Genomic DNA, 13,193 nt, shown 5'->3' with positions numbered 1-13,193 from the left:
GGACGGGTTCCGACCTGCGGACAGGCGGTCTCAGGCGGTGAAACACAGGTTTTAGAGTGGAGGGGTCTGAAGGAAGGAACCACACCATGCCACTGGCCCCCCGTCTGCCGGCGCCACCCGAGACCCTGGCCATCCTGGAGGAGTCCTATGACAGGGTCCTCCACCGGGACCCGGGCGAGCCGGAGTTTCACCAGGCCGTCCACGAGGTGCTCGAATCCCTCGGCCCGGTGCTGGCGGCCCGGCCGGGGCTGGCCGCCGCCAAGATGGTCGAGCGGATGATCGAGCCCGAGCGCCAGATCATGTTCCGGGTGCCCTGGCAGGACGACAACGGCGTGATCCACGTCAACCGCGGCTTCCGCGTCGAGTTCAACGGCGCGCTCGGGCCGTACAAGGGAGGGCTCCGCTTCCACCCGACCGTGAACCTCGGCATCGTGAAGTTCCTCGGCTTCGAGCAGATCTTCAAGAATGCGCTGACGGGCCTCGGCATCGGCGGCGGCAAGGGCGGCAGCGACTTCGACCCGCACGGCCGCTCCGACGAGGAGGTCATGCGGTTCTGCCAGTCGTTCATGACCGAGCTGTACCGCCACGTCGGCGAGCACACCGACGTCCCCGCCGGCGACATCGGCGTCGGCGGCCGCGAGATCGGCTACCTGTTCGGCCAGTACCGCCGCGTCACGAACCGCTGGGAGGCGGGCATGCTGACCGGCAAGGGCGCGCTGTGGGGCGGCTCCGCCGGCCGGACGGAGGCCACCGGCTACGGCAACGTCATGTTCACCGCCGAGATGCTCCGCCGCCGCAAGGAGGACCTCGACGGCCAGCAGATCGTCGTGTCCGGCTCCGGCAACGTCGCGATCTACACGATCGAGAAGGCCCAGCAGCTCGGCGCCAACGTCGTCACCGTGTCCGACTCCAGCGGCTACGTCGTGGACGAGAAGGGCATCGACCTCGACCTGCTCAAGCACGTCAAGGAGGTCGACCGGGGCCGCGTCTCCGACTACGCCGAGGCGCGCGGCGCGTCCGCCCGGTTCGTCCCCGGCGGCCGAGTATGGGACGTCCCGGCCGACATCGCGCTCCCGTCCGCGACCCAGAACGAGCTGGACGCGGAGGCCGCGCGGATCCTCGTCCGCAACGGCGTCAAGGCGGTGTCCGAGGGCGCCAACATGCCGACCACGCCGGAGGCCGTGCACATCTTCCAGGACGCGGGCGTCGCGTTCGGCCCCGGCAAGGCCGCCAACGCCGGCGGCGTCGCCGTCAGCGCCCTGGAGATGCGGCAGAACGCCAGCCGCGCCGCCTGGTCCTTCTCCCGCGTGGAGGAGGAGCTGTCGACGATCATGACGAACATCCACGACACCTGCTACGAGACCGCCGAACGCTACGGCGCCCCCGGCGACTACGTCGTCGGCGCCAACATCGCCGGCTTCGAGCGCGTCGCCGAGGCCATGCTCGCCCAGGGCCTCATCTAACCGGTCCCCGCCTCCGGGACGGGCGCCTTCAACGGCGAGGGCCCCGCTCCCACCGGCCGCTCCCTCCACGGCCCAAGCTCCGCGCACCCCCCGCCCCTTTCTCCCCGCCACGCCAGCGCCCAGCCCTCGCGCACGGCACCCACCCCCTGCTTCCTACGCTCAGCCAGCGATCACGCGCCCAGCCCCGCGCCCACGCGCTCAGCCAGCGGTCGCCCCCAGCTCCCCACTCACGCGTCCAGCTCTTCACTCACGCGTCCAGTTCCTTGCTCACGCGCCTTGTGCAGCGCCTCTTGGTCCGGCTTCTCGTCCTCTTCGCGCATGTCATGCGCCCTTGGGCGTGCGTGGGAGCGGGGTGTTTGCCGGCCAACTGTGGCTCGGGGGACTCTTGACTGAATGCTTTCTTTTATAAGATAGTCCCTACCAGTGCCGAGAGTGCTGGGAGGCGCGGATGCGGGTGGCCGAGGCGGTGGCGGGGGTGCTCGCGGCGCATGGCGTTTCGTGCCTGTTCGGGGTGCTCGGCGACGGGAACCTGCCGATCGTGGACGTGCTCGTCCGCGAGCACGGGGCCGACTACGTCGCGGCGGCGCGTGAGGACGGGGCCGTGCTCATGGCCGACGGGTACGCGCGGGCCGGTGGGCGGCTCGGGGTCGCGACCGTCACGCACGGGCCGGCGCTGACCAACGCGGTGACCGCGCTGACGGAGGCCGCGCGGGCCCGGACGCCGCTGCTGCTCGTCGCCGCCGACACCCCGCCGGGCGACCTGCGCAACCCGCAGGCCATCGACCAGGAGGACGTGGTCGGCCCGACCGGGGCGGGCGTGCAGTGGGTGCACTCGGCGGAGTCGGCCGTGGCGGACGCCGTGCGGGCGGTGCGGCGGGCGTTCACCGAGCGGCGGCCGATCGTGCTGAACGTCCCCACGCCGCTGCTGGATCGCGAGGCCGGGCACGACCCTGGAACGTTCCGCGAGGATCGCACGCCCGCGCCGCCGCCCAGGGCCGAGGAGGTCGCGCGGGTCGCGGAGCTGCTCGGGAAGGCGGAGTGTCCCGTGATCGTGGCCGGACGGGGCGCCATGCACGCGCGGGACGAGCTGGTCGCGCTCGGCGCGCGGACGGGCGCCCTCCTGGCCACCACGCTGAAGGCCAAGGGCTTCTTCACCGGTGAGCCGTTCGACATCGGCGTGTGCGGAGGCTTCGCCACGACGCTCGGACGTGAGCTGATCCGCGAGTCCGACCTCCTGCTGGCGGTCGGCGCATCCCTGAACTCGTTCACCCTGGACGGCGGCCGGATGCTCGCCGGGAACCCGGTCATCGTGCACAACGACGTCCGCCCCGAAGCGTTCGAGACACCCGCCGACCTGCGCGTCCTGGGCGACGCCGGGGCGCTGGCCGCGATGCTCGCCGAGACGGCCGAGCCCAAGACCGGCTGGCGGACGGACGACATCGCGAAACGGCTCGGCGACTACGTCTACGGGTCCGAGTACCCCGACGGCGGTGACGAGACCGGCCTCGACCTGCACACCGTGGTCGCCGCGCTGGAGCGGATGGTCCCGCGCGAGCGGACGGTGGTCGTCGAGGGCGGGCACGCGGCGCTGTCCGAGCCGTCCCGCGGCCTGTCGGTGCCCGATCCGCAGGGGTTCGTGTTCCCGGTGAACTTCGGCTCGATCGGGCTCGGCCTCGCGTCCGCGATCGGTGCGGCGACGGCGCGGCCCGAGCGGGTGACGCTGGCCGTCACCGGGGACGGCGCGCTGATGATGAACCTCGCCGAACTGGACACGGCGGTGCGCCGCGGCGTGCGGCTCGTGGTCGTCGTCATGAACGACGCCGCGTTCGGCTACGAGTACCACAACATGCTGCACCGCGGCATGGACACCGGCCTGTCGCTGATCCCGCGGCCCGACTTCGCCGCGGTGGCGCGGGCGTTCGGGGCGCGGGCCGCGACCGTCCGGACGCCCGGTGAGCTGGACGACCTGAAGGGACTGATCGCCGACCCGTCCGGCCCGGTGCTCGTCGACGCCCGGTTGACCCGGGCGGTGCGGACCCGGTGGTTCGCCGAGCACGAGAACGGGCTCGATCCCGCGGATCCGGACTTCCGGCCGCGCTACCGGTAAGGAGGCACATGTTCACTCGAATGGACCAGGGCACCCGCGAGCAGTGGCTGCACATCCGCGGGGAGACCCTGAAGACGCAGGAGCGGGCGCCCGAGCGGGTGCTGCCGATGCTGGCCGCGCTCGCGGCGTTCACCGACGGGTACGCGGTCGACCAGCTCCAGCACTCGCTGCAGACGGCGGCGCACGCGGAGGCGGCGGGCGCGGACGACGAGCTGGTCGTCGCGGCGCTGTGCCACGACATGGGCAAGGTGATCTCCACGGCGAACCACGCGGCGGTCGCGGCGGAGATCCTGCGGCCGTACGTGTGCGAGGAGGTCTACCGGATCGTCCACGCGCACCAGACGTTCGAGGCCGCGCACTACGGCGAGCACTTCGGCTGGGACCCGGCCGAGCGGGAGATGTTCAAGGACGAGCCCTGGTACGCCGACGCGATCCGGTTCGCCGACGAGTGGGACCAGGTCGCGTTCGACCCAGGCTTCGACACGCCGACGCTGGAGCACTTCGCGCCCCGCGTCCGCCGCGTGTTCGGCGGTACCCGGACCATCACCAAATGACCCGGCATCGCCACATGACCCGGCATCGCCACATGACCCGGCATCACCGCATGACCCGGAGCATCGCCAAATGACGAGAGCGGGGGCGGCCCGCGCCGTGCTGCAGCGGGCTCCGCGCACCCTCGACCTCGTGGAGCTGCCGCTCCCCGACGTCGGCCCCGACGACGCGCTGCTCGCCGTGGAGGCGTGCGGGATCTGCGGGACGGACGTCGAGGAGTACAGCGGCGCGCTGCTCGACACGATCGGCCCGACCTCGCCGTTCGTCCCCGGCCATGAGCCGGTCGGGCGGATCGCGGCGATCGGGGCGCGGGCGGCGGCGCGCTGGGGGCTCGCGGAGGGTGACCGGGTCGCGGTCGAGCCGGCGCTGCCGTGCGGGGCGTGCCGGGACTGCCGGTCGGGCCGGTACGTGCTGTGCGCCGGCTGGGAGCACTTCCCGATGAGCTACGGGTTCGTCCCCGCCAAGATCCCGCCCGCGCTGTGGGGCGGGTTCGCCGACCGCATGTACCTGCATCCGAACAGCGTCCTGCACCGGCTGCCGGACGACGTGGACCCGACGGTCGCCGCCACGTTCAACGCGCTCGCGGCCGGCGTCGAGTGGGCGGTCGAGGTGCCCGGCACCCGCGCGGGCGACTGCGTGGTGGTGCTCGGCGCCGGGCAGCGCGGGCTGGCGTGCTTGCTGGCCGCGCGGGCGGCGGGAGCCGACCCGGTGATCGTCACCGGGCTGGCGGCCGACCGGCACAAGCTGGACCTGGCGCTCGAGCTGGGCGCGACCGCCGCCGTGGTGGCCGACGGCGGCGGCGTCCCGGAGCGGGTCCGGGCGCTGACCGGCGGCGTCCCGGTGGACGTGGTGGTCGACGTCGCGTCGAACGACCCCACGACCGTGCTGGACGCGATGGCGATCGTCCGGCCCGGCGGGACGGTGGTCCTCGCCGGGCTCAAGAACGGGCGGCCCGTACCGGGCTTCGTCAGCGACGACGTGGTCCTGAAGGGGCTGCGCGTGCAGGGCGTCCGGGCGGCGGGGCACGCCTCGTTCCGGCGGGCGGTCGCGCTGATCGCGGCGGGCGACCGGCCGCTGCACCGCCTCGTCACCCACACCTTCGCCCTCCCCGACGCGGCCCGGGCCATCGAGACCCTCGCCGCCCCCGGCGGCGCCTCGGGCGGCGCGGTCAGCGTCGTGATCACTCCCGATCCCGTCCCCCCGCCTCCACCCCACCCCTAGGAGGGACCCCATGGCAGGAAACTTCCCGAGGCCGCGCGGCAGAGCGGGCAAGGCCGCGGCGCTGGCGACGGCGCTGCTGCCCGCGCTCGCGGCGGCCGCGTGCGCGTCCGGCTCCGGCTCCGTCCAGGCCGACGACGGCACGATCGTCATCGGCATGGACCAGGACACCTCCGGCGGCGCCGCCGCCTACGCCGGGATCGTCGGCAAGACGATCAAGGACGCGGTCGCCGAGGTCAACGACAAGGGCGGCATCGGCGGCAAGAAGCTCAAGCTGATCGTCAAGAGCGACGACAACGACGCGACGAAGGCGCCGACCGTCGTCCGGCAGCTGCTCAGCCAGGGCGCGCAGGCGATCATCATGAACTCCGGCGGGCAGTCGGTGCTGCAGGTGCAGGCCCTGCTCAAGCAGCAGAAGGTGCCCGCGATCGCGCCGGTGAACATCACGCCCGGGATCGGGGACGGCCCGAACTCGGCCTACACGTACTCGCTCGCGAACCCGACCGAGGACTTCGGGAAGGTCTACGCGGAGGCGTTCACGAAGGCCGGATACAAGCGGCTCGCCCTGTTCAAGGACGACAGCGCGTCCATCGCCGGGATGGAGAAGGCGCTGATGACCCCGATCAAGGAGGCGGGGATCCAGGTCGTCGCGACGGAGACGGCGCCGGTCGACACCAGCGACGTCACCGCGCAGGTCACCCGGATCAAGCAGGCGAAGCCGGACGCGATGCTCGTCGCGGCGCTCGGCGGGCAGATGGAGGTGCTCGTCCACAACACGACGCACCAGCTCATCCCGGACGCCGACCGGTTCTCGCTCGCGTCCATCGGCAACCAGCCGGACCTGTGGAAGCAGGCCAAGCCCGGCGCGCTCGACAAGCTCGTCTTCGTCGGGTCGATCACGCAGGAGAACGAGAAGACGGCGGCGCTGGCGAAGTTCCTGTCCGGCAAGCGCGGCGGCGCGGTCAGCGTGACGGCCTACGACGCGCAGGCGTACGACGCGATCGGGATGCTCGCGAAGGCGATCGAGCAGGCCGGGTCGAAGCCGGACGGCGAGGCCATCAACACGGGCCTGGAGAAGGTGTCCGGGTACCCGTCGTCCTTCGGGCAGAAGGGCTACACCCTGTCGTTCAAGCCGGGCAAGCACAGCGGCACCGACGGGCTCTGCGGCCTGATCCTCATGCAGTTCGAGAACAGCCAGCCGGGTCGGCAGTGGCCGGTGTACCAGCCGGCCTGCGGCTGACAGATGGGAGGAACCGTGACATTGGACGTCGGGCCTCGCCCCGCGCCGCGGCCGGTCGCCGGAGGCGCCGCCGAGTGGACGCCCCGGGTGATGCCGCCGATCGGCAGGGACCTCGACGACCGGCAGAAGCTGGCGTGCGCGTTCCGCATCCTCGGGCGGTCGGGGTTCAGCGAGAACATCGCGGGCCACATCACCGTCCGGGTGGACGGCACCGAGGACCTGCTGATCAACCCGTGGGGCCTGTGGTGGGAGGAGATCTCCGCGTCCGACATCTGCCGGGTGTCGCCGGACGCGGAGGTCCTCGACGGCAAGTGGGACGTCACCCCCGCCATCCACATCCACACCGAGTTGCACCGCCGCCGCCCCGACGTGCGGGCCGTGGTGCACAACCACCCGTACTACGCGACGGTGCTCGCGGCGCTCGGCGTCCTGCCGGAGTTCCTGCACCAGACCGGGTCGATGTTCGACGGCGACCTGGCCTTCGTGGACGAGTACACCGGCGAGGTCGCCACCGCCGACCTCGGCGCCGACCTCGCCGACCGGATCGGCGACAAGTCGGTGGTGCTGCTCGCCAACCACGGCGTCATCGTGACCGGTCCGTCGGTGGAGGAGGCGACGTACCGGTCCGCGACCCTCGACCGGCAGTGCCGGCTGATGTACGACGTGCTGGTCTCGGGTCGCGATCACACGCTCGTGGCCCCTAGCCTGCGACGCAGCATGAAGGCGTCGCTCCTCGAACGCGGAACCGACTTCTTCTGGAACGGGGCGGTGCGCGCACTGCTCCGCGACCACCCGGAGGTGGTGGACTGATGAGCATCAACATCGACGACCTCGCCGCCAACACGAGCTTCACGACCGGCGGCAAGGGCGCCGAGGGGCCCACCTGGCTGCCGGAGCCCGAGCGGCGCGACCGCAAGTACACCGTCATCTCCGTGGACGACCACATCGTGGAGCCGCCGAACACGTTCGAGGGCCGCCTGCCGGCGAAGTTCGCCGACCGCGCGCCGAAGGTCGTGGAGCGCGACGGCGGCGCCGAGGTGTGGGTGTACGACGGGCAGGACTTCCCGAACGTCGGCTTCAACGCGGTCGTCGGGCGTCCCGTGTCGGAGTACAGCTTCGAGCCGTCCCGGTTCGACGAGATGCGGCGCGGCGCGTGGGACATCCACCACCGCATCAAGGACATGGACCTCGCCGGCATCTACGCGTCGCTGAACTTCCCGTCGTTCCTGCCGGGGTTCGCGGGGCAGCGGCTCCAGCTCACGACGTCCGACAACGAGCTGGCGCTGGCGTCTGTGCGGGCCTGGAACGACTGGCACCTGGAGGAATGGGCCGGCTCCTACCCGGACCGGATCATCCCGTGCCAGATCCCGTGGCTGCTGGACCCCGAGCTCGGCGCGGAGGAGATCCGCCGCAACGCCGAGCGCGGCTTCAAGGCGGTGACGTTCTCCGAGGCGCCGCAGAAGCTCGGGCTGCCGTCCCTGCACACCGGGTACTGGGACCCGATCATGCGGGCGTGCGCGGAGACGGGCACGGTCGTGAACCTGCACATCGGGTCGTCGGGGACGTCTCCGGCGACCGCCGACGACGCCCCGCCGGACACGGTCGGCGTGCTGTTCTTCGGGTACGCGATGTTCGCCGCCGTCGACTGGCTGTACTCGCTGCTGCCCGTCCGCTACCCGGACCTGAAGATCTGCCTGAGCGAGGGCGGCATCGGCTGGGTCGCCGGGCTCATGGACCGCCTCGACCACATGCTCAGCTACCACGACATGTACGGGACGTGGACGAAGGACATCGGGCTCACCCCGGCGGAGGTCCTCAAGCGCAACTTCTGGTTCTGCGCCGTCGAGGACCAGTCGTCGTTCGCGCTGCGCGACCGCATCGGCGTGGAGAACATCCTGCTGGAGAGCGACTACCCGCACTGCGACTCGACGTGGCCGGACACCCAGGCGGTCATCGAGTCGGAGATCGGCGGGCTGCCCGAGGCGGACGTGCGCCGCTTCACCTGGCAGAACGCGGCGGAGCTGTACCGGCACCCCGTCCCGGCCGAGGTCCAGGCCGACCCGAACGCGTTCTGATGACCGTCATGCGCCCAGCGGGTTCCGGCGCCTCCGGGGAGTACGACCCGTTCTCCCCGGAGGTGCTGGAGGCCCCCGCCCCCGCACACCGCGCGCTGCGCGAGAAGTGCCCGGTGCACCACCACGCGGGGTTCGGCGACGGCGGCTTCTACACGCTGTCGCGGCACGCCGACGTCACCGCGTTCTTCGACGACTGGGGCCTCTGGTCGTCGGAGTGGGGGCAGGGCCCGATCTACGTGCGGGAGGGCGGGCTGAAGTCCGACCCGCCGGAGCACACCGTCTACCGGAAGCTGGTGACCTCGGCGTTCACGGCCCGACGCACCGCCGCGCTGGAGGACTGGATCACCGCGACCGCCGCCGGCCTGGTCGACGGCTTCGCCGCGGACGGCCGCGCCGACCTGTGCGAGGCGTTCGCGGTGCCGCTGCCCGTCCTGGTGATCGCGAAGATCCTCGGCGTGCCGTCCGCCGACCGGGCCGACTTCAAGGCGTGGTCGGACCAGTTCATGGCCGGGCAGAACGCCGCCGACCCGGCCGTCCAGGGCGCGGCCCGAGCCAAGATCGACGCCTACTTCGGCGGGATCCTGGCGGAGCGCCGCGAGACCCTGGCCGCCGGCGGACCCGAGGCGCTGCCGGACGACCTGCTCACCGCCCTCCTCACCGCCGAGAACGACGGCCGCCCGTTCACCGACGAGGAGTTGCTGCCGCTCATCCTGCTGCTCCTAGTAGGAGGCAACGAGACCACAACGTCCCTCATAGCGAACGCGGTGTGGCGCCTTCTAGACCTCGGCCTATGGGAGGACGTCCGAGCGAACCCCGACCTGGTGGACGCGGCCGTAGAGGAGAGCCTCCGCTACGACCCGCCCGTCCTCGGCCTGTACCGCACCAACACACGAGCGGTCGTCCTGCACGGCGTGGAGATCCCGGAGAACTCCAAGGTGCAGGGCCTCTACGCGTCCGCCAACAGAGACCCTGACGCGTGGGAAGACCCCGACACGTTCCGCCTGGACCGTGACCTGAACGACCTACGCCGCCGGCACCTCTCCTTCGGCGTGGGCCAGTACTTCTGCCCCGGCGCTGCACTCGCCCGCCTGGAAGCACGCATCTCTCTGCGCCTCCTAGGCGAGCGCCTGCCCGACCTACGCCTGGACGGCGAGCCGACCCGCGTCGACTCCTTCATGATGTGGGGGCCGTCCGCGCTGCCGATCGCCTGGTCGGTGTGACTAGTTCAGGCGCTGTGACTAGTTCAGGACGTGGCACTGGGCCGCGGTCAGGTGGCGCCGCGCGGCGCGCTCGGCGCCCGCGGCGTCACCGTCCGCGATCAGCTTGATCAGCCGGTGGTGCGCCCGCACCCCGTCGGAGCGCTGGTCGAGCCCGGGGAACTCGCCGCGCCCGGCGGCGGCGCCCGCCCACTCCTGCTCGGCGGTGGTCCAGAGCCGTTCGAGCGCGCCCACCGCGACCGCCATCGCGGCGTTCCCGCACCCGAACACGAGCTGCGCGTGGAACTCCCGCGCCGCCCGCACGAACCCGATCAGGTCGTCCAGGTTGGCCTCGACGTCCCGCTGCGCCGCCTCCAGCGCCGGGATCACGCTGGTCGCCCGGTCGGGACGCTCGGCGCACAGCCCCGCGCACACCGGTTCGAGCCGCACCAGCGCGACCGCGATGTCATCGGGCGCCGACTGCCGCGACCGCAGCACCAGGTCGATGGCCTGCGCGGCCGTCTCCGTCCGCGGCACGTGCACGACCGCGCCGCCCTTGTTGCCGCGCAGCACGGTGATGAGGCCCTCGGACTCCAGGATCCGGAGCGCCTCCCGCATGGACGGCTTGCTGACCCCGAACTCGGCGAGCAGGTCGTCCTGCGGGCCGATGATCTCGCCGTCCGCCAGCTCGCCGCTGACGATGCGCTCGCGCAGGACGGAGGCGACCATGTCGGCGAGCCGGGGCTGCCGGATGCGCGCCGGGCGCGTTCCGTTCACCATTCCCCCGGTGATGAGTGAGATGGGCCGAACGGCCCTTAACATCTAAATCTTAGCATCTGCAAAGGGAGCAACTGTGCCGGACGAACCGCTGCACCGGGTGACGTTCCGCCTGTCGTACGGCGACTGCGATCCCGCCGGGATCGTCTACTACGCCAACTACCAGCGCTGGATGGAACGCACCCACACCGAGTGGTGGTTCCTGCGGGGCCTCCGCTTCGACGAACTCCCGTCCCGCCTCGGCGTCGCCGTCGTCACCCGCGCCGCGTCCGCCGAGTACGAGCGCACCATCACCCTCTTCGACCAGGTCGAATGCCGCCTCTACGCGTCCCGCGTGGGCCGCACGTCGTTCACCATGCGCGGCGACTTCATCTGCGAGGACGGCACGCGAGCCAGCACGGCCACCCTCACCCTCGTCTGCGTAGACCCGCACACCCCGGAGAAGGCCGTCCCGGTGCCACCTCCCATGCGCGATCTCCTCGAAGCCGCTATGTGATCCTCCAAGTGACTCCGTGGGTGGCGAGGGCGTCCAGGAACGAAGCCGCCGAAAGCACCTCGGCAGGCGCCCGGACCCCGGCAGGACCGTCGAGCCTGAGCGTGCCCTCGGCGGCGATCGCCGCGGTCGTGCCGTACGTGTCGAAGCCCTGGGCGATCCCTGTGGCGCGGCGGCCGTCCGGGGTCGTGGCCACCACGACGACCGCCCACCGCTGCCCCTGCCGGGCGACGGCGTCCGGGCCCTCGGGGAACGCGTTGACGGCCTCCTCGGGCACGGCCGCCCCGGAGAACCGCGCGGCCAGATCGGCTTCGACGAACCCCTGGACGTTCTCGACCCGGACATGCCGGGGGATGCTGGCGACCTCCGGCAGCGCGAACCTGGACATCGGCACCACGCCTCGGCCGGGGAACTCCAGGTCGGCGAGCCGAGGCGCGGCATCGGCGCTCCACACTCCGCCCTCATAGACGAGGCCGCCGGACTTGACGACGTCCGCCGTCCCAAGGAGCGACCGCACCGAACCACGGGACATCCCTCCGCCGCCGACCGCGGAGTGCCCGGTCAGGACCTCGTCCAGCGGCCCGCCGCCGAGATGATCGGCCAGGAGGCGGGCGAGGAGGTCTCCGGGAACGCCGCCGTCGGTCATCGCAGGCGTGACGATCACTCCCGCGCGCCGCGCGTCCTCCGAACAACCGTCATAGACGCTCTTGATGTGGAGCTGCTCGCCCGAGGTGTCGACGTAGTGGCACCCGGCGGCGATGGCGGCGCGGACGACGGTCGTCCCCGCCGGGGTGAACGGCCCCGCGCAGTTGACGACCGCGTCCACGCCCCGGAAGGCGGCGACGAGCTCGTCATGGTCGATCCCGGCGGTACGGGTCTCACGGCCCGCGCCGACGGCGGCGAGCCGCTCGGCGTTACGCCCGACCAGGACGACCTCGGCATCGCGCCGCTCCAGCTCGTCGAGGACGAGCCGCCCCTGGTAGCCGTACGCGCCGTAGATTGCGATCTTCTTCATGGGTCCGAAGCTAGGGGCCCGGTATGAGACTGTGAATAATCCACAATCTCCCTTAGATACGTGAGCGTCTCAGATGGACGTGCTCAGTGACGTGATCGCCTCCGTCCGGACGGGCCTCCCGCATTCGGCCCGGTCCGCCAAGCGGGCGCCGTGGGGCGGCTGGTTCCACGCCTCGCCCGCCGCCGGGTTCCATGTGATGCTCGCCGGGACGGGCTGGCTGGTGCCGCCGACCGGCGAGCCGGTGCGGGTCAGCCCCGGCGACGTGGTGCTCCTGCCCCAGGGCAGCCCCCACGGCCTGACCGACGACCCGTCCAGGCCGCTGCAGTCCTACGAGCGGATCGCCCTGAACGAGGTGACCGCCCACGACGACGAGGACGCGGACGCAGTCACACTCTGCGGGGCCTACCGCACAGACCGGGCGCGCTCACACCCGCTCTTGGACGACCTCCCCGAGATCATCCATCTCACCGCTGTGACCGGTCGGCATCCACACCTCCGGGCCGCGATCGACCTGCTCGCCGCCGAGCTGGAACGTCCTGGCCCCGGCACGGACGCCGCCGTCCCGGCCCTGCTCGACACGCTGCTGCTCTTCATCCTGCGGGCCTGGTACGAGGAGCGGCCGGATACCGGATGGGCCGGCGCCCTCGGCGACCCCGGCGTCAGCGCGGCGCTGCGCGCCATGCACGACGACATCGCGAGGCCCTGGACGGTCGAGGAACTGGGCAAAACGGCGGGCCTGTCCAGAGCCGCATTCGCACGCCGTTTCACGACCCTGGTCGGACGCCCCCCACTCGGCTACCTCACCTGGTGGCGCCTGACAACGGCAGCGCGCATCCTGACCCGCGAAGACGTCCCCTTGGCCGCGATCGCAAAACGCGTCGGATACGCCTCGGAGTACGCCTTCGCCAACGCCTTCAAACGAGAGTTCGGCACACCCCCAGGCCGCTACCGCACCCACCACCGCTGAACAAACGGTGGTAAATCCATCGCTACCAAGATGTGACAACTCCACGGCGCCCTCCGGCTTACGATCTTGGTTCGGAAACCTTTCATGCAC

Annotated in this window: 12 protein-coding genes; 10 read left to right on the top strand and 2 right to left on the bottom strand. The window is 71.7% G+C overall.

All coding sequences use genetic code 11. The features are described from left to right. Window positions 1-86: 86 nt before the first annotated feature. From gdhA to AB0K34_RS00555, 8 genes are all read left to right on the top strand, one after another. Complete coding sequence (gene gdhA, locus AB0K34_RS00590) at window positions 87-1,463, top strand: NADP-specific glutamate dehydrogenase (protein ID WP_301175680.1); 1,377 nt, start codon at window positions 87-89, stop codon at window positions 1,461-1,463. Window positions 1,464-1,911: 448 nt separating this feature from the next. Beyond that, complete coding sequence (locus AB0K34_RS00585; protein ID WP_301175679.1) at window positions 1,912-3,570, top strand: thiamine pyrophosphate-binding protein; 1,659 nt, start codon at window positions 1,912-1,914, stop codon at window positions 3,568-3,570. An 8-nt stretch (window positions 3,571-3,578) separates the two neighbouring features. Further along, a complete protein-coding gene (locus tag AB0K34_RS00580; protein WP_138642130.1) occupies window positions 3,579-4,124 on the top strand; it encodes an HD domain-containing protein in 546 nt (181 codons plus the stop codon). 70 nt (window positions 4,125-4,194) lie between these two features. After that, window positions 4,195-5,343 (top strand): alcohol dehydrogenase catalytic domain-containing protein, encoded by a 1,149-nt coding sequence (locus AB0K34_RS00575; RefSeq protein WP_301175678.1) that lies wholly within the window; start codon window positions 4,195-4,197, stop codon window positions 5,341-5,343. A gap of 10 nt (window positions 5,344-5,353) precedes the next feature. Continuing rightward, the gene (locus tag AB0K34_RS00570; protein ID WP_301175677.1) at window positions 5,354-6,580 is read left to right on the top strand and encodes an ABC transporter substrate-binding protein; all 1,227 of its coding nucleotides are present in this window, start codon (window positions 5,354-5,356) and stop codon (window positions 6,578-6,580) included. A 15-nt stretch (window positions 6,581-6,595) separates the two neighbouring features. Then, window positions 6,596-7,390: a class II aldolase/adducin family protein gene (locus AB0K34_RS00565; protein ID WP_205719173.1), complete on the top strand. Its 795-nt coding sequence runs from the start codon at window positions 6,596-6,598 to the stop codon at window positions 7,388-7,390. Further along, window positions 7,390-8,655, top strand: coding sequence for an amidohydrolase family protein (locus tag AB0K34_RS00560; protein WP_301175676.1), 1,266 nt, complete (start codon window positions 7,390-7,392; stop codon window positions 8,653-8,655). The genes AB0K34_RS00565 and AB0K34_RS00560 overlap by 1 nt, the downstream gene beginning before the upstream one ends. Window positions 8,656-8,663: 8 nt before the next feature. Continuing rightward, complete coding sequence (locus tag AB0K34_RS00555; protein ID WP_364544282.1) at window positions 8,664-9,875, top strand: cytochrome P450; 1,212 nt, start codon at window positions 8,664-8,666, stop codon at window positions 9,873-9,875. Window positions 9,876-9,893: 18 nt separating this feature from the next. Here the strand turns inward: AB0K34_RS00555 and AB0K34_RS00550 are convergent, their stop codons facing one another. Continuing rightward, the gene (locus AB0K34_RS00550) at window positions 9,894-10,631 is read right to left on the bottom strand and encodes an FCD domain-containing protein (protein WP_138635844.1); all 738 of its coding nucleotides are present in this window, start codon (window positions 10,629-10,631) and stop codon (window positions 9,894-9,896) included. A gap of 73 nt (window positions 10,632-10,704) precedes the next feature. Here AB0K34_RS00550 and AB0K34_RS00545 point away from each other — a divergent pair, with 73 nt between their 5' ends. Continuing rightward, complete coding sequence (locus AB0K34_RS00545; protein WP_171068934.1) at window positions 10,705-11,124, top strand: acyl-CoA thioesterase; 420 nt, start codon at window positions 10,705-10,707, stop codon at window positions 11,122-11,124. On the opposite strand, the gene AB0K34_RS00540 is transcribed toward AB0K34_RS00545, so the two are convergent. After that, window positions 11,117-12,136, bottom strand: a complete 1,020-nt coding sequence (locus AB0K34_RS00540) for a saccharopine dehydrogenase NADP-binding domain-containing protein (protein WP_364544279.1) — start codon at window positions 12,134-12,136, stop codon at window positions 11,117-11,119. The genes AB0K34_RS00545 and AB0K34_RS00540 overlap by 8 nt on opposite strands. 73 nt (window positions 12,137-12,209) lie before the next feature. On the opposite strand from AB0K34_RS00540, the gene AB0K34_RS00535 reads away from it, so the two are divergent. Further along, complete coding sequence (locus AB0K34_RS00535; protein ID WP_364544276.1) at window positions 12,210-13,103, top strand: AraC family transcriptional regulator; 894 nt, start codon at window positions 12,210-12,212, stop codon at window positions 13,101-13,103. Window positions 13,104-13,193 lie beyond the last annotated feature (90 nt).

The organism is Actinomadura sp. NPDC049382, assembly GCF_040677125.1.
In the GTDB taxonomy this organism is placed as follows: Bacteria; Actinomycetota; Actinomycetes; order Streptosporangiales; family Streptosporangiaceae; genus Spirillospora; species Spirillospora geliboluensis.
This window is presented reverse-complemented; position numbering and strand designations above follow the sequence as displayed.